This window comes from Lysobacter sp. A286 (genome assembly GCF_054052105.1).
In genome coordinates this window covers 74928-91741 of record NZ_JBSVRJ010000003.1, presented here as the reverse complement: position 1 = coordinate 91741, position 16814 = coordinate 74928, and the positions used below count along the sequence as shown (strand labels likewise).

At 64.4% G+C, this 16814-nt stretch carries 16 protein-coding genes; 6 read left to right on the top strand and 10 right to left on the bottom strand.

The genetic code is table 11. The features are described from left to right. Positions 1–46: 46 nt before the first annotated feature. Positions 47–1093 carry a patatin-like phospholipase family protein gene (locus tag ACW7G0_RS12075; protein WP_456989901.1) on the top strand — a complete coding sequence of 349 codons (1047 nt, stop codon included), beginning with the start codon at positions 47–49 and terminating at the stop codon, positions 1091–1093. Between the two features lie 42 nt (positions 1094–1135). Here ACW7G0_RS12075 and ACW7G0_RS12070 read toward each other — a convergent pair whose 3' ends face one another. Then, complete coding sequence (locus tag ACW7G0_RS12070) at positions 1136–1618, bottom strand: Lrp/AsnC family transcriptional regulator (RefSeq protein ID WP_456962721.1); 483 nt, start codon at positions 1616–1618, stop codon at positions 1136–1138. A 141-nt stretch (positions 1619–1759) separates the two neighbouring features. Here ACW7G0_RS12070 and phhA point away from each other — a divergent pair, with 141 nt between their 5' ends. Beyond that, entirely contained in the window at positions 1760–2650 is an 891-nt protein-coding gene (gene phhA / locus ACW7G0_RS12065) for a phenylalanine 4-monooxygenase (protein WP_456989899.1), read from the top strand. On the opposite strand, the gene ACW7G0_RS12060 is transcribed toward phhA, so the two are convergent. Continuing rightward, positions 2602–3369 (bottom strand): hypothetical protein, encoded by a 768-nt coding sequence (locus ACW7G0_RS12060; RefSeq protein WP_456989897.1) that lies wholly within the window; start codon positions 3367–3369, stop codon positions 2602–2604. The genes phhA and ACW7G0_RS12060 overlap by 49 nt on opposite strands. A gap of 145 nt (positions 3370–3514) precedes the next feature. Here ACW7G0_RS12060 and ACW7G0_RS12055 point away from each other — a divergent pair, with 145 nt between their 5' ends. Continuing rightward, a complete protein-coding gene (locus ACW7G0_RS12055; RefSeq protein WP_456989895.1) occupies positions 3515–4573 on the top strand; it encodes a class 1 fructose-bisphosphatase in 1059 nt (352 codons plus the stop codon). Between the two features lie 337 nt (positions 4574–4910). After that, complete coding sequence (locus ACW7G0_RS12050) at positions 4911–6281, top strand: sigma-54 interaction domain-containing protein (protein WP_456989893.1); 1371 nt, start codon at positions 4911–4913, stop codon at positions 6279–6281. A gap of 24 nt (positions 6282–6305) precedes the next feature. Here the strand turns inward: ACW7G0_RS12050 and ACW7G0_RS12045 are convergent, their stop codons facing one another. The 6 genes from ACW7G0_RS12045 to ACW7G0_RS12020 form a co-directional block, all read right to left on the bottom strand. Continuing rightward, positions 6306–7613, bottom strand: a complete 1308-nt coding sequence (locus ACW7G0_RS12045) for a transporter (RefSeq protein ID WP_456990175.1) — start codon at positions 7611–7613, stop codon at positions 6306–6308. A 97-nt stretch (positions 7614–7710) separates the two neighbouring features. Beyond that, positions 7711–8502, bottom strand: coding sequence for a hypothetical protein (locus ACW7G0_RS12040; RefSeq protein ID WP_456989891.1), 792 nt, complete (start codon positions 8500–8502; stop codon positions 7711–7713). A 12-nt stretch (positions 8503–8514) separates the two neighbouring features. Further along, positions 8515–9219 (bottom strand): C39 family peptidase, encoded by a 705-nt coding sequence (locus tag ACW7G0_RS12035; RefSeq protein WP_456989889.1) that lies wholly within the window; start codon positions 9217–9219, stop codon positions 8515–8517. A gap of 114 nt (positions 9220–9333) precedes the next feature. Further along, on the bottom strand, positions 9334–11073 hold the full coding sequence (locus ACW7G0_RS12030; protein ID WP_456989887.1) for an adhesin: 1740 nt from the start codon (positions 11071–11073) through the stop codon (positions 9334–9336). Further along, on the bottom strand, positions 11070–11717 hold the full coding sequence (locus ACW7G0_RS12025; RefSeq protein WP_456989886.1) for a hypothetical protein: 648 nt from the start codon (positions 11715–11717) through the stop codon (positions 11070–11072). Before ACW7G0_RS12025 ends, ACW7G0_RS12030 begins: the two co-directional genes overlap by 4 nt. Positions 11718–11719: 2 nt before the next feature. Next, positions 11720–12238, bottom strand: coding sequence for a hypothetical protein (locus ACW7G0_RS12020; RefSeq protein ID WP_456989884.1), 519 nt, complete (start codon positions 12236–12238; stop codon positions 11720–11722). Positions 12239–12558: 320 nt separating this feature from the next. Here ACW7G0_RS12020 and ACW7G0_RS12015 point away from each other — a divergent pair, with 320 nt between their 5' ends. Continuing rightward, a complete protein-coding gene (locus ACW7G0_RS12015; protein ID WP_456989882.1) occupies positions 12559–13311 on the top strand; it encodes a 2OG-Fe(II) oxygenase in 753 nt (250 codons plus the stop codon). A gap of 28 nt (positions 13312–13339) precedes the next feature. Here ACW7G0_RS12015 and ACW7G0_RS12010 read toward each other — a convergent pair whose 3' ends face one another. Together ACW7G0_RS12010 and ACW7G0_RS12005 are read right to left on the bottom strand one after the other, a co-directional pair. Next, on the bottom strand, positions 13340–13780 hold the full coding sequence (locus tag ACW7G0_RS12010; RefSeq protein ID WP_456977891.1) for a response regulator: 441 nt from the start codon (positions 13778–13780) through the stop codon (positions 13340–13342). Then, the gene (locus tag ACW7G0_RS12005) at positions 13767–14813 is read right to left on the bottom strand and encodes a PAS domain-containing sensor histidine kinase (protein WP_456989880.1); all 1047 of its coding nucleotides are present in this window, start codon (positions 14811–14813) and stop codon (positions 13767–13769) included. Before ACW7G0_RS12005 ends, ACW7G0_RS12010 begins: the two co-directional genes overlap by 14 nt. Positions 14814–14981: 168 nt before the next feature. Here ACW7G0_RS12005 and ACW7G0_RS12000 point away from each other — a divergent pair, with 168 nt between their 5' ends. Continuing rightward, positions 14982–16802: an SLC13 family permease gene (locus ACW7G0_RS12000; RefSeq protein ID WP_456989878.1), complete on the top strand. Its 1821-nt coding sequence runs from the start codon at positions 14982–14984 to the stop codon at positions 16800–16802. The last annotated feature ends 12 nt before the right edge of the window (positions 16803–16814 follow it).

Genomic DNA, 16814 nt, shown 5'->3' with positions numbered 1-16814 from the left:
TTACCGGTATGCTCCGCGCTCCGCTCACCCGCATCGCTGCCTGATCATGCCGACGAACGCGCCCTCGCGGCTGCGCCCGCTGCTGTTACTGCCCATCGCCGTGCTGTTGAGCGCGTGCCTTGGCCAGACCCGGCCGACGCCACCCGGTGCCGTCGCGCCAGAGCCGGTGGTGCCCGAAATCCGCATCGGCCTCGCCCTCGGTGGTGGCGCGGCCAAAGGTTTCGCCCATATCGGCGTGATCAAGATGCTCGAAGCCAATGGCCTGGAGCCGGAGGTGGTCGCCGGCACCAGCGCCGGCAGCATGGTGGGCGCGCTCTACGCCAGCGGCATGGACGCATTCGCGTTGCAGCGCCACGCGGTCGCGCTCGACGAGAGCAAGATCCGCGATGTCCGGCTGTTCTCGGGCGGCCTGATCAAGGGCCAGTTGCTTCAGGATTACGTCAACACGCTGGTCGACCAGCGCCCGATCAACGCCTTTGACAAACCTTTCGCCGCGGTCGCGACCCGGCTTGAGGACGGCAAACGCAGCGTGTTCTTGCGTGGTGACACCGGCCAGGCGGTGCGCGCCTCCAGCAGTATCCCCGGCGTGTTCGAACCCGCGGCGATCGGCCAATGGCATTACGTCGACGGCGGCGTGGTCAGCCCGGTCCCGGTCGACGCCGCACGTCAGCTGGGAGCGGAGTTCGTGATCGCGGTCGACATCTCCAGCCAGGCCAGCGGCCACATGCCCGACAGCCTGCTGGGCATCGTCAAGCAGTCGGTCACGATCATGGGTCGCCAGCTCGGCACCCAGGAACTGGCGCGCGCCGACGTGGTGATCCGGCCGAAGGTCAACGATATCGGTGCCGCCGATTTCGCGCAGCGCAACCGCGCGATCCTTGCCGGCGAACAGGCCGCACTGGCGGCGATCCCGCAGATACGCAAGCAGCTGGCGGCGATGAAGCAGGCGCGGGTCGATGCCGCGATCCTGAAGTCGCGAGCCGCGGCGGCGGCGAAGGCCGAGGCGATTGCCCGCTGCAAGGCCACACTAGGCTGGTTCGACGACAAGTCCGACTGCGACGGTGCCGCGGTCATCACCGACAGCGGCAGCTAGTTGCCGCCTGGCTCCTAAGGTCAAGCCCTGAATCAGCGGCATTCAGGATGTGGCACTTGGCAACGGCAACCCCCGGAACGCCTTGACTGTGCGCAGCACGAAGCTCGAGTTGACGTCATCGACGCCGGCCTGGTTGAGCAGCCGGTCCAGAAGGAAATGGGAAAAGTGTTCCAGGTCGCGCACCACGACTTGCAGCAGGTAGTCCATGTCGCCGGTCAATGCATGACAGGCGACGACCTCATCCCACTGGTTGACGAACTCTCCGAAGGCATCGATCGCCTTGGTGTCGTGGCGACTTAGCTGGACGCGTACGAAGGCCTGCAGGCCGAGCCCGATATGTTCCGGGCCGACCACCGCCCGGTAGCCGGCGATCACCCCTTCGCGCTCCAGTCGCTGGACCCGGCGCAGGCAAGCCGATGGCGACAGGTTGACCTGCTGCGCCAGCTCGGCATTGGTCTGCCGCCCGGCCTGTTGCAGCGCCGCCAGCAATAGGAGATCGGTACGGTCGAGGGTGGCGGTTGGCATATATCTGCGCTCATGGTTTGTTACACGCAAGTATCGTGCAATACAGTCGGCACCACCTGCAACAACGCAATCCATTTGCGGCTGTTTGTCGCTACAGTTGTGTGTATCACCGGGGTTTCACCCGTTACAGGAGAGCCGTGCATGGAATCGCCCCCTCACAACAATCAATCCGGCATGACCGACAAGGGCTACGTGCCGGTGTACACCACCGCTGTCGTCGAACAGCCTTGGGATCGCTATACCGAGACCGACCACGCGGTGTGGGCACAATTGTTCCAGCGCCAGAAACAGGTCCTGCCCGGTCTGGCCAGCGACGAATTCATTGAGGCTCTGGCGGCGATGGAAATGACGCCGGACCAGATCCCCCGGTTCACCGACCTCAACCCGACCTTGCGCGCGGCCACCGGCTGGGAATTGATCGGGGTGGAGGGCTTGCTGCCCGAGCTGACCTTCTTCGAGCACCTCGCCCATCGCCGCTTCCCGGTCACCTGGTGGATCCGCAAGCCCGAGCAGATGGACTACCTGGCCGAGCCGGACCTGTTCCATGACCTGTTTGGCCACGTGCCGCTGCTGATGAACCCGGTCTTCGCCGACTACATGCAGGCCTATGGCCGTGGTGGCGTGAAGGCGCACGGCATCGGCGCCGATGCGCTGGTCAACCTGACCCGGTTGTACTGGTACACAGTCGAGTTCGGACTCATCAAGCAGAAGGACGGGCTGCGGATCTACGGCAGCGGCATCGTCAGTTCCAAGGGCGAGTCGATCCACTGCCTGCAATCGGACGCACCCAACCGGATCGGTTTCGACCTGGAGCGCATCATGCGCACCCGCTACCGCATCGACACCTACCAGAAGACCTACTTCGTGATCGACGGCTTCGAGCAACTGATGGAAGCCACCGGGCCGGACTTTGCGCCGATCTACCAGCGACTGGCCGATCAGTACTCAATCCCCGCCGGCGAGGTGCGCGATGACGACAAGGTCTACCACCGCGGGAGCGGCGAGGGCTGGCTTGATGACGGCGACGTCTGAGCCGATTTCCCCGGTTCGGCGTTTGTACCATCGACCACTGCGGTAATGGCGTCCGGCCGCAGGCAGCCAAAGGTCGCGGCCGGCTCCGGGCTCACCCGGACCGGGCCGGTTTGTCGCACAGTGACATAGAAGATGCGGCCGTCTTCTGCCGTTGCCTGGTACGCATCCTCGTCGTCCGCGCCCTGGGCAGCATGTCCCGGGACCGGTGGGCGCGGCGGAAGCACCAGGCCCAGCGCCTGTCCGGCGGCGGCGGCCAGCTCACCGGCACTGGCGCGCAAGTCGATTTCCAACCCTTGCCTGGGCTGACCCACCGCTGCAACTCGGACGGCCAGTACCGGCAAGCCGAACAGGCGCAGGCTGCCGTTACCGGTGCACCGCGCGCTGGCGCGCAGCTGCTGGCCGTCGTCGGTCGTGTCAGCGGTCGGCATCGCCGGCGGTTCGGGTGCGGTGCCGGGATCGACTTCGCATGACAACGCGACGCCGTGGGCCAGCCACGCCGCCTGGACCCAGGGCGGTTGCTCGAACAGCTCGGCTTCCTGACAGGTAAGCCGGTCATCCAGGCTGAGTTGCTCGTCGCTGCCAATCGACTCGGTCAACTGGCGCGCCGGCGTGGCGCTGGCATCCACTTGCGGTGGGGCGGCAGGCGGCGCGGCCTCGCAGCCTGCCAACAGCCCGGCGACGAGCAAACATGCAAGTGATAACGCCGAGTAGGTAGGCATGACACTCCAACCAATGGGGTAGTTGATCTAAACACGCCAAGACCGGTGTTGACACCCTGAACTCCTGGCCTGAACCGCCGTGCCGCCGGTCGCAACCGGCTGGGCGGCTTACAATGCGGGCCGTTGCCACTGCCACGTCGATGCCATGATCAACTCTGCCAGTACTTCCTCGCCCCGCTCCCTGACCCGGTTCCTTATCGAGGAAGAACGCGCCGGTCACATCGGTCCGGACCTGCGCCTGCTGATCGAAGTGGTCGCACGGGCCTGCAAACGCATCTCCATCGAGGTTGGAAAAGGCGCGCTGGGCGGCGTGCTGGGAGACGCCGGGACGCCCGGCCAGGCCAGCATGAATATCCAGGGAGAGGCGCAGAAGAAGCTCGACGTGATCGCCAACGACGTGCTGATGGAAGCCAACGCGTGGGGTGGCCACCTTGCCGGACTTGCCTCGGAGGAAATGGACCACAGCGTGCCAATCCCCGATGTCTATCCACGCGGCAACTACCTGTTATTGTTCGATCCGCTCGACGGCAGCTCCAACATCGATGTGAACATCTCGGTCGGCACAATCTTCTCGGTGCTGCGCTGTCCCGAGGGCGTGACCGTGCCGGCCGACGAGCACTACCTGCAGCCTGGCACCAGTCAGCTGGCTGCGGGCTATTGCACCTACGGGCCGAACACCACCCTGGTGCTGACCGTCGGCCATGGCACCCACGCCTTCACCCTGGACCGCCAGATCGGCAGCTTCATGCTGACTACCCGCGGGATGCAGATCCCGGCCGACACCCAGGAGTTCGCGGTCAACATGTCCAACCAGCGCCACTGGCAGCCGCCGATGCAGGCCTATGTGGCCGATCTGCTGGCCGGCAAGACCGGTCCGCGCGGCAAGGATTTCAACATGCGCTGGGTCGCCAGCATGGTCGCCGACGTGCACCGCCTGCTGACCCGCGGCGGCATCTTCAGCTACCCGCTGGATGCCAAATGCGCGGCCAAGGGCGGCAAGTTGCGGCTGATGTACGAGGCCAATCCCATGGCGATGCTGGTCGAGCAGGCAGGTGGTGCGGCGAGCACCGGCCGCATGCGGATGCTGGATGTCGAGCCTACCGGCCTGCATCAGCGGGTGCCGGTGTTCCTGGGTTCCCGGCACGAGGTGGAAGCGGCGGTGCGCTATCACCACGAGCATGACCAGGACGCTGCAAAGGCGTAAGCCAGCCACCTTGATCCTCGCAACCGGTCGTTGCTGAACCGCTTGCCGCGCAGTGGCCGGGAAACCTCCTTGGCGCCGTTTACAGCCAATGTCCGCTGGCGTATCTGCGGCCCGGCTCGGGGGGATGGCCGGCTACTGCGGTAGCCGGCCGTTTTTGGTGGCGTCCCTTGCCGGACAGGTTCCCGTCGGGATGCATCGGCGTTGTCGTACCGCCGGTTTCATGGCGCCGTCACCGCCACGTGGTACCCATGGGCGCTACGAGATGACTGATGCCACCGAAAGCTGCACAGCCACGGCCGGCGGGCAGTTCCGGTTCGACCGGCTTTCGAGGGGACTCATGCCTGCGATTCCACACCTGTCCAGACAGTGCGTCATCTGGTTTGGACGTCCGCTGCAACAGGAGCGCGAAGCCCTCGCCGCAGCGGGTTGGCAAGTCCGCACTGCGGACCTGGCCGATGGCGGCGGGATCGGCATGCGTGGCGGCGATACGGTGGTCGGACTGGTCGATTTTCGCAGCGCCGGTAACGACGGCTTGGCGCAAATCGAACAATTGACCTCCGACTACACGTACCTGTTGCTGATGGCCATCCGGCCCGCACGCGCGACGACCGCAGACCCCGCGACACAACGCCTGTTGGACCACTGCGTGAAGGTGTTCACGACCCCGGTGGACTTGGCCGGTCTGATCCATTCACTGGATATCGCCATCGGCAGCCAGCACGGCGGCGATGCACGCGGGATCGATGCGTTGATCGGCAAAAGCCCGGTCATGCAGGACGCCCATCTGAGCATCCGCAAGTACGCCCAGGTGGATCTTTCAGTCTTGATCACCGGCGCCACCGGTACCGGCAAGGAAGTCGCCGCACGGGCCATGCACGATCTTTCCAGCCGCCGCACCCAGCCGTTCGCTGCGATCAACTGCGGCGCGTTGCCGGCCAATCTGGTTCAGTCGGAGTTGTTCGGCCATGAGCGCGGCGCATTCACTGGCGCTACCGCGCGACGGGCCGGGCTGTTCGAATTCGCCGAAGGCGGCACCGTGTTCCTGGACGAGATCAGCGACCTGCCACTGGACGCACAGACGAATTTGTTGCGGGTGTTGCAAGAAGGCAACCTGGAGCGGGTCGGCAGCCGCCAGTCGATCGAGATTGACGTCCGTGTGCTGGCGGCGACCAATATCGACCTGGACCTGGCCGTCTCGCAAGGACGGTTTCGCAGCGATCTGTTCTACCGCCTGAACGTGCTGCGCCTGCACATGCCCGATCTGACCGACCGGGCCGGCGACATCGAGCTGCTGGCCCAGCATTTCCTGGACGATTTCCAGCGCAAGTATCCCGGCCGCGCACGCTCGTTCACGCCGCAGGCCCGCCAGGCGATGCGCAGCTTCGGCTGGCCCGGCCATGTACGTGAGTTGCTCAACCGGGTTCAGCGCGCCGCCGTCACCGCCGACACCGAGCTGATAACCGCACAGGACCTAGGTCTGGCGGACCTGGATGGGGTTTTGCCAGCCGGAGACGGCAAGTGCACTTCTGCGACCGGCAACAACCTCCTGGACCGCGCACGCGAGACCGCCGAACGCGACGCTATCCTGGCTTGCCTGCGTGACAGTGGCTACAACGTCAGCGAAGCCGCGCGCCGGTTGAAGGTGTCCCGGGTAACGGTGTACCGGTTGTGCAAGAAGCACGGACTGGTATTGAGTGACCTGCGCTAGCAGCGCCACGCCGCCGGGCACCGGTTACAGCATGTACGGAACCTTGAATGACAGGCTGAAGTCCGGCGCGTCCGGGGTCAAGCCAATACCAAGCTGGCTGACTAGGGTGGTGTGCTCGCTCAACGCGTAGGTCACGCCCAGATTGAACATCGCCGCATTGGCATCGCTGCCGATGATCTTCAGCCAGTCCTGACCGTCATAACGGGTGCGTGCACGTGCGCTGAGCTTGTCGCTCACCGAGATGCTCAGGCTGGTGCGCTCGTTGAAGGCGAACGCAACGCCGGCGCCAAAGTAGAAGCTGCGGCCAAGCTGCACGTCACCGGGGTTGACGGTGTCAGGATTGTTGTCCAGGTCGTCGAAACTGTTTTTGAACGAGTGGATATAGCCGAAGTTCGCGAACAGGATGGCCGGGTCGGCGGTCTTGACCATCGACATGCCGATATTGGCTTGCCACACGCCGTTTCCGGTGGGCTCGTCTTCCGGCACTGCGAACCGGATGAAGCCGTCGTCATCGCGCTCCAGCACGTTCCAGGAGATCCCGTACGGCTCGCGTCCGGTGGGGGCGGTAACGCCAAGAGTGAGGATGGTTTCCGGCCAACTCGTGCTCTCCGGATGCACGCGGTAGTTGCCGCTGACGGTGATGTCGCCGAGGCCGTGACCGGTGGTGTCTTCTTGCGCAATCGCCGCTGCCGACCCACCTGCACCGCCCTTCTGGTACACCGTCTTGCGGGCAATATAGGGCACGTCCAGATTGAGGGTCACGCGTGGGCTGACGCCATACCGGGCGGCGAAATTGTGGGTCAGCGTGTCGGACTCGACATTCTCGATCGCGATATTGCCCAGGAAGATCGCGTCCAGCGCGAGAAAGCCGGTGAGGGTCAGTTGCTTGCGGTCGTAGCGGTTGTAGGAAACGCTGTTCTCCAGCGTCAACCTGCGGTTGAACAACGCCGCTTGTTGTTGCTTTACGTCCTGCACGCTGCGGGTCGGAGCCTGTTGTGCCTGCTTGGCCTCGGCCGCCGTACTGGCGTAGCCTTCCGCCGGCGGCGCGGGTGCCTGCGCCGGCATTGCAGCAGCCTGGGCTGGCGCGGGAGTCTGCGCGGGCATGGTCTTGCCCTGCACGCGCGCTTGCAGGGCCTGGACCTGCATGTCCAACTCGCGCAGGCGACGAACTTCCTGCGCGTAGCTGTTTTTGAGCAACTCCAACTCGGCCAGCAACGCCTGGACATCGGCCTGATCAGCGGCAGTGACGTCTGTGGCAACACCTGGCGCGTCATCCGCATCCGGCGCGGTTTGGGCCTGCTGGGCAAGCGCCAGGCCCGACGCAGCCGACATCAAAGCGCCAGCCATGGCGGCGGCAAGCATCTTCATCGACCAGGTTCCGTGGGTGTCCAAGCTGCCATCCTTGCTCATGAATCGGCTCCGCCTACGCCTAGTAACCGCCAGGGATGCCGCGGGCCAGGTTGATCGCCTGGGCCACGTTCTGTGAAAGCTGCACGTTGGCGGCGAGCGACTGCCGTACCAGGTCGATCTGCAACTGGTTGCTGACCTGCTGGTTGTCCGCAGTCAACTGGATGGACTGGCCGAGACCGCCATTGCCTATCCACTGCCGCACCGCGCCCTGGCCGTCGATGGCCAGCAGCACGCTGGCCGAGTTGTCCTGGAAGCTGGCGCTCGCCAACGCGTTGCCCTGGCTCTGGGCCGCATTGGCACCCATGCCGGTCGTCGCGCCCGCCGGTGCGGACCCGTCACGGACATTCAGCTGGGTGATGTTGTTGGCGCGGTTGCCATCACCTGCAACCTGCACGCTTTGGGTCATGCCCGACACGTTGGCAAGGCCGGAGGCATCAACGCTACGCACCACGCCACTGGTCTCTGGCATCAAGGCATCCGCCGCGGTGATGCTGACCGTCGGGGTGAAAGAGATCGTCGGAGTTTGTGACTGACTGAAGTCCATACCCAACGCCAACGTACTTTGCAGGGTCTGACCGGACGCGGTCTGCCAGGTGGAGATCATCGACACCCCAAACCACGCCACTGCGTTGTCGCCAACGGTATAGCGACCGCGCATGAGGGCCAGTTCGGGATCGGGGATGGCTGTCAGTCCAGCCGCAGCGGCCTGCCCAGGGGTTGCCTGCTCGGCGTCCTGCGCCGCGATGGCCGGGACCGCCGGCAGGCAGGCCAGAAAGGCGGCGACCAAGAGATGAATAGGGCGAATGCGCATGATTGCGCTCCTTCAGAATAGATCCGCATGGGTGAAACCAAAATCCAGCAACTCCGCATCGGTGACTGGCGCTTGCCGGGCAAGCAATGCGCGTGCGCTGGGCCGGCTGACCGGATCCAGCAACACGGTGTTTCGATTGAAGTCACTGCCTATAACGACGAATACCGCTCGTGAGGGCCACGACTCGAGGAATTCCTCGATCGGGACACTTCGGTTGCCGAGGATCGGGTCGGCAATCTCCGCATAGCCATCGACCACCTGCTTGAGCACCACGAAATGGCGGAACCCGCGCACATCCATCAACACCAGTCCGGGGACCCGCAACGTGCGCAACCGCGCCTCGGTGACCCGGTAGCCGCGACCGCGCATGCCCAGCGACTCGACATAGTGCTTGATGTCCAGCAGCGAGAACCCGCGTTGGGCCACCAACTCCGCGTCCGATACCCCCAGCATTCCCTGGATCACGGTTTTCTCGTCCGCATCCAGGTTGTAGGCGTAGCGCAGGATGGTCGCCAGCGCGGAGGCGCCACAGCTGTAGTCGGTCTGTTGCCGGACCACGTTGCGGAACCGGCCCTCGCGCATGCTCTCCACGTTGCCGGTGTACACCGCACCGTTGGGCAGCACGCCGCTGAAGGCGATCTCGCTGGCCTGGGCCGGTGCCGCCACTCCCATGCACAGGCATGGCAGCAGGGCGGTGATCAATAGTCCTCGGTACATGGTTCATCCATTGGAAAGAGAAAGCCCCACTCCCGGGGGAAGTGGAGCGGGGCTTCCGGGGAACCCCCGGCCATCAGGGAGTGGCCGGGGTTTTACGCTCCGTGATGGACCTTGTTACTCAGCAGGAGGGATTTCGCCGCCACCGCCGGTGGACGGCTGGGCCACTGCCATGGCCAGGCTGTTGGCCTGCATGTTGCCGGTGCCGGCCGACACGTTGACGCCGATGTTGCCCGAGGCGGCACTGAACGCGCTGCCCGACAAGCCGGCCGTGTTGGTGGCGTTGACCGCGATGTCATAGAAGTTGGTGACTGTGCCACTCAACGTCGCGTCGAGGATCGCTACGCCAACTTCGGTATAGCCCAGCTCCCCGGACTCGCTGCCTTCGTACGTGCCGGCTTCATCGGTATCGAACGCAAACCCGCCGATTTCCGTGCCGGCATCGTCCGCGTCGCGATACGGGTTGTTGACCGCACCCAGTGCCTCTCCGTCAAAGTCGGTATGGCCCGAATCGGCCCCGCCCGGATGTGGACCCTCATCCCAGTCGTCCGGATAGAAGTTGTTCGCCTGGTACGCGTTGCCGGTACCGGCGTACTCGCCTGAGGCACTGCCTTCATAGCTGCCCGAGCCTTCGGCGACGGTGAAGCCATCGACAAAGCCGGTGATGGCGATATCGACGGTCTCGCTACGACGCTCGTAGTGGCCGACGTTGTCGGTCAGGTTGCCCGAGCTGTTCTGGTTGGAGCTGACGCTCGATTGCGCATAGGCGCTGGTCGCGACCGAGGCTGCCAGCGCGTTCTTCTGCTGGTTGTTGTTGCCCGAGGTGATGTTGACCCCGATGTTGCCGGAAGCGGCATTGAACGCGTTGCCACCCAGGCTGGCGTCATTGGTCACGCCCACGTTGGTGGTGAGGTTGCCACTACCGGCCTGGTTGACGAACACCTCGGCGTCGGCCATGCCGAACGCAAAGCTGGCATCGGCAGCCGACAGTGCGGCGGCGTTGTCCTGCACGTTGTTGTCACCGGCGGCGACGTTGAACGCCAGGTTGCCGGACGCTTCCGAGCCGACGTCATCGGCGATTGACGCGTCGTTTTCCAGCATGTCGTTGAAGCCCTCGTTGTCACTGGAGGACTGACGGTTGTCGACGACTGCGATGGCGGCCGAATCAATGACGATGTCGCCCGAGACGGTGGGGGCGCCGGTGATGGCGATATCGGAGCTCAGCGACAGGTCCTTCTTCAGCGATACCGCGACCTGATGCTCGTTTCCTTCCTTGCGGATATCGGAGTTGACGACTTCGTTGCGCTCGATGTTTTCCGTCACATCGCTGTTCCAGCTGTAGTTGCGGTCCTCGTCGATGGACACGTCGCTGGAGTAGTCGCTTGAGTACGAGTCGCTCACCGAATTGCTCGTGTCGTTGCTAACCGACGTGCTGTAGTTGCGATCGTCGTCGATGGACACGTCACTGGAGTACGAATCGCTTACCGAGTTGCTCGTGTCGTTGCTGATCGACGTGCTGTAGTTGCGATCGTCGTCGATGGACACATCGCTGGAGTACGCATCAGTTTGCGTGTTGGTGGTGTAATTGTTGACGTTGGTGTTGTCGGTGGTGCTGTTGGTGGTGTCGTTGTTGACGGTGGTGTTGCGGGTGTCGTCTACGGTGATGTCCCAGTCTTCAACGACGACGTGGTTATGCAGAATGTCGGCGCTGATGTTGGGGTCGTCGACGCTTTGGGCGAAGGCCAGCGGGCTGGTCACCAGTGCGGCGACAGCCATGGCGATGGCGGTTTTCCTTACGCTGATCATGGTGTAACTCCTCTCTCTCTCGTGGTACTGCTTGAAAAACACGTCGCTCACGGGCCTCCATGCACCGACAGACCAAACTGGTTGCTGATGCTGTTGCCGGATCCCGCGATCTGGTTGAGTTGCAGGACGCCTTCGAATCCCTGCAGCGCGGTGGATTCCACCGCAACGCTGCGCGTGCCGGTCCTGGCCACGTTCGAATCCGGAAGCGGCTGCCCCCCCGCTGTCGCCAAGACGACCGATGACAAGCCGCCGTCGGTCGTCTCGCGTATGCCCTGGTTGGCCAGCGCGGCGGTAACAACGTTCAGTTCCGCGTTGCCACTGCCGCTGGCCTGGTTGATCGACACCAGTCCGCTCGCCCGATGGAACGCTCCGCCGCCAATGCTGGCCGCGGCATGCACGGGCATGTCGTACTGGTTGTCGGTTTGTTTCTGGACGGCCACGACCTGGCTATCGGCGCGCTCACCGCTGGAGAAGCTGCGCAGGTTGGCTTGCTGGTTGAAATCACCCGCCGCCAGGTTGACAGCGATGGCGCCATTGGCAGCGTCGAACGCTTGACCATCGATCCGGCTGTTGGCCAAGTAATCGAGCATGCCGGCGTAGTCATCGGCCGATTGTGCGTTGGCGGGCGCGACGGCCACGGCCAATACCGCGGCGCAGAGCACGGTCGTCAACGGAGTGAGTGAACGAATGTCCATCCTCACCCTCCCGGCGGTGCATTGGCAGGCGGCGATACCAACGGGAACTGCGAGAGGGCGCCGCGCACCTGGTCGCCAATACCGCGGGTCACATTGCCCACCGCGCCCATCGATACACCCATTGTCTGGGTGATTCCGCTGCCCGAAAGCATGCCGTTGTTGGACGTCACTCCCGCCAGCGAGCCGCCGATGGCGCGGGTGGTCATCTGCTCCACGGTGGTAATCGGCCGCGGGCTCACGGCACCGGCGCCCATGGACGCGTATTCCGCGTCCGTCAACTCGCCGGTGCCCAGCATCATGCTGATTTCGCTTTTCGGGGACGGGTCCACGATCAGCGCCATGCCCGGTGGCGGTGACCGGTAGGCATGACGGGCGGAGACATCCCGCAGCAGCACGATCTCACCCGGCTCTGCATTGACGCCCTGGTGGGCATCCGCCGCGAATGCCGTCGCCGGTGCCAGCAACACGCCCATGAACAGCGGCGACAGAAAATGACTGAGCTTGAGACGAGCGCCTTGCATGACATTTCCCCGCGGTAGGTGTCTAAGCCTCCACGCAGACACCATGCCAAAGCGGAAAAACCCATTATTTACAATGAGTTAATAAGATATTCTTGTGGTTTGCGATCACCGGTTGTTACACCCAGCTCACAATCAAGTCAGGCCAGGCCGACCCGATCTGGTTCATCGCCCTGCGGTGACTGGCTTTCAAGGGTGTAACGCCGGTGATACACATCACGGCCGCGGGGTTACAACGCCGGCGTACGGTTCGTACGCCCGGCTTCGATATCCGCCGGCCAAGTGCGAGGATGGACGCTGTTGCCATCGCTCCGTGGAGCACCATGCCTGACGCGACCGCCTCCCCCACCGAGCCCCGCACCGACCCGGGTAGCGGCCACGTCGATGACTTCATCGAGACCCATCACGATGCGCTCGAACGCGACTGGTGCGCCGATGTGGTGGCGCGCTTCGAGCTCAGCAACGACACCACGCCGGGCCAGGTCGGTGGCGGCGTGCAACCCGACCTGAAGGACAGCCTGGACCTGACCATCACCGGGCGCGAGCCGTGGCGCGATGTGGAGGCTGCGCTCAACAGTGCGGTCTTCGGGGGCCTGCTGGCTTACCTGCGCCGGTATCCGCATGCGTTGATCGCGCCGTTGATGCTGGAGGTTCCGGACGCCGAAGGCCGGCATCATCGGCTAACCCCCGAGCGCCTGCGGGCGATGGACGACGCGACCCTTGCGCCGGTGGTGCAAACCGTCCTGCGACCGGGGGCGATCAACCTGCAGCGCTACCGCGGCGACCGCGGCGGTTATCCCTATTGGCATTGCGAGCTTTATCCCCGCGACCAGCACGCGGAAACCCTGCACCGGCACCTGCTGTGGACGGTGTACCTGAACGATGGGTTCGAGCAAGGCGAGACCGAGTTCCTGTACCAGCGGCGCAAGGTGGCACCCCGGACCGGCTCGTTGTTGATCGCGCCGGCGGCGTTCACCCATACCCACCGCGGCAACCGGCCGGTCGGCGGTGACAAGGTCATTGCCACCAGCTGGATACTGTTCCAGCGGGCGCAAACGCTCTATGCGCAGGGATGATGCGCTGGCGGCTGGCGGCTTCGTGCAGTTACGGCGTGCGCGGGTGGTTCAATACCAACCAGTACAAACCCACCTGTTTGACCGCCCAGACGAACTGCTCGAAGTCGACCGGCTTCTGGATGTAACTGTTGACGCCCAAGGCGTAGCTGGCCTCCACGTCAAACGGTTCGGTGCTGGTGGTCAGCACCACCACGGGCAGGCTGCGGGTCGCCTCGTTGGCGCGCACCGCCTGTAACACCTCGCGGCCATCGACCTTGGGCAAGTTCAGGTCGAGCAGGACGATCGAGGGCAGGTCGGCCGGATCGCGATCACCGTGGGCACCGCGCGCGAACAGGTAATCCAGCGCCTCTGCACCGTCGCCGACCACGACCAGGCGATTGGCGATCTTGGCCTCGTCGAAGGCAAGCCGGGTCAGCTCGACATCGTCGGGGTTGTCTTCGACCAGCAGGATGACCTTATGTGTCTGCATTGCGTTCCCGGGCCCGCGCGGCGGGCAATTCCAGATGAAAGGTGGCGCCGGCGCCCGGCTCGGACTGCGCCTGGATGCGTCCGCCATGGCGATCGACGACGCGGTGGGCAATGGCCAGTCCCAACCCATGTCCCCCGCCGTCATCGGGGCCATGCAGGCGTTGGAAAGGTTCGAACAACTTATGGGCGTAATGCTCATCAAAACCGCCGCCGTGGTCGCGTACGTGCAGCTCCAGGGTTTCCCCCTGGACCCGGCCGGTTACTTCGATCCACACCGCGGGCTGGTCACGGGAGAACTTCCACGCGTTGTGCAACAGCTGGACCAGCAGCAACTTGAGCAGATGCTCATCGCCGTGCGCCATCAACCCCGGCTGCACCATGATCTCGGCTTTCCGCTCCGGATCGGCATCCTGCAGTTCCGCCGCCACCCAGTCGGCGAGCAGGCTGATGTCCACCGGGCCGTACTTGAGGTTGGCGCGGGTCGCACCCGACAGGTCGCTCAGCGCCGCCAGCAGACTGCTCATGCGCTTGGCGGCATCCTGGATGCGTGTCAGGTGCTCCTGACTGGTCGGATCCAGCGCGTCGCCAGCACGATGGGCCAGCAGTGAGGCGAAGCTTTCGATCGACCGCAACGGCGCACGCAGGTCGTGCGTGGCCGCGTCAACGAACAGCTGCAGCTGGCGGTTGGCGATCTGCGCGTCGTGTTCGGCGGAGACATCGCGCCATTGCATCAACAGGTATTGCGGCGCACCGCCGGGGTCTCGCAGCATCGATACATTGGCGTGCATCCAGGCCGACTCACCGTCGCTGCGGAGGTAGCGTTTTCGCTCGTCGATGGTCGCGATCTGGCCAGCAACCAGGCCCGCCAGTTGCTCGCGTGCCGACGGCACGTCGTCCGGAGGAAGACAGTCGAATGCCGAACGTCCGATCAAGGCGGTCGCCTCCTGACCAGACATCCGTTCGATTGCCGGATTGACCTCGCGCCAGATGCCTTCCAGGTCGGTGATGCCCATGCCGATGACGCAAGCCCCCATCGCGAGTCGGAAGCAATCATCGCCAAGTTGTGGGGGCCTGGGCTGGTTCATCTGCAGTACGTGATTGCGGCAGACTCATTGTAATGGGATGACCTGTGATGATTTGGTGGCCGATCACGGAAGCGCCCACCGTGCGAAGCTTCGGTGTTGTACCGCACAATGGGTCCCATGGACTGGCTTCCGATAACCCTGCAACAACTGACATTCCTGCTGATCCTGGCTGGCGGCCTGTACCTGTTCATCAGCGAACGGGTGCGCGTCGACGTGGCCGCCATGCTGATCCTGCTGGCGCTGGTGGTCACCGGCATCCTGGATGAGAAGCAGGCGTTGTCCGGCTTCGCCAGTGAGCCGGCCATCATCGTCGCAGCGGTTTTCATCATCTCCGGCGGGCTGGCAGCCACCGGTATCACCGAGCACATCGGCCAATGGATCGGCCGCGCCTCTGGCAAGAGCGAAGCGCGATCGATCGCGGTGACGATGCCGGCAGTGGCGTTGATGGCATCGTTCACCCACCACGTGATGGTGACCGCGATGATGCTGCCGATCCTGAGCCGGCTGGCCAAGGACAAGGGGCTGGCCCCATCCCGATTGCTGATGCCGATGTCGCTGGCCGCTTCGCTGGGCACCTGCCTGACCCTGGTCAGCGCACCGGCGTTCCTGCTCGCCGACAACCTGCTGGAACGTACCGGTGCGGAAGGCCTGGGGATTTTCTCGATCACCCCGATCGGCATCGCGCTGGTATTGATCGGAATGGTCTACATGCTGCTCACGCGCTGGATCCTGCCCAAGCGCGGCGCGGAGCTGGGCGATGAGGGCTACCTGCGGCTGGATCGCTATCGCACCGAGCTGCTGATCGTGGAAGGCTCGCGCTGGAGCACCCGACCATTGGCCGAGCTGCAGAAAGCGCTGGGCGACAAGTTCCGCATGATTGGCTGGATGCGTGACGACAAGTTGCGCCGCGACCTGGGCGATTCCAGTCCACTGATCAGCGGCGACGTGCTGCTGGTGGAGGCGTCGGCGGATGCGCTGGCCTCGCTGCACGACGATACCGGCATCGACCTGCACGCCATTTCGCGCTTCGGTGCCCGGGCCACCGGTGAAGACGAAGGCAAGGCCCAGTTGGTGCAGGCGGTGGTCGCACCGGGTTCGGAATTCATTGGTCGCAGCATCCGCGAGCTGGACTTCTCGCGTCAGTTTCGCGCGGTCATCGTCGGCCTGTGGCGGCGAGAAGGCCACGTCGCGCCGCGGCTGGCGGACGCGCGGCTGCGCGAAGGTGACTTGCTGGTGTTGTGGGGCCGACCGTCCCGCTTTGCCGAACTGGCCACCCACCATGGGTTCCTGATGCTGGTGCCTTTCGCAGGGGAGGCCAAGCGACGGGTACGCGCGCCACTGGCGCTGGTGATCCTCGGGTTGACCATCCTTGCCGCAGTGACCGAGTGGCTTCCGGTGCCGTTGGCGTTCCTGCTGGGTGCCGTGGCAATCGTTGCGACCCGTTGCGTGGAGATCGGCCAGGCCTACCGGGAAATCGATGTGCGGGTGTTCGTGATGATTGCCGGCGTGATCCCGTTGGGCATCGCCATGGAGCAGACAGGCACCGCGCAACTACTGGCCTCCGGATTGCGTCACGTGGTGGCCGGCTGGCCAGTGTTGGCGATCTTGCTGGTGCTGTTTTCGATGGCCGGCTTATTGACCCAGATCCTTTCCGACTCCGCGACCACGGTGCTGCTGGGTCCCATTGCCGTCGAGCTTGCCCAGTCGCTGGGCATGGACCCCACTCCGTTCGTGGTCTGCACCGCGTTGGGGGCGGTGGTTGCCTTCCTCACACCGATCGGCCACCACGGCAACTTGCTGATCCTCGGACCAGGCCAATACCGGTTCGGCGACTTCCTGCGGGTGGGGGTACCACTGACAGTTGTGATTGCATTCGTGTGTGCGTGGATGACCCGTTGGCTGTGGCTGGACGGGCCGCTGCTGCCAGGGTTCTTCTGATGGCGCTAGCCC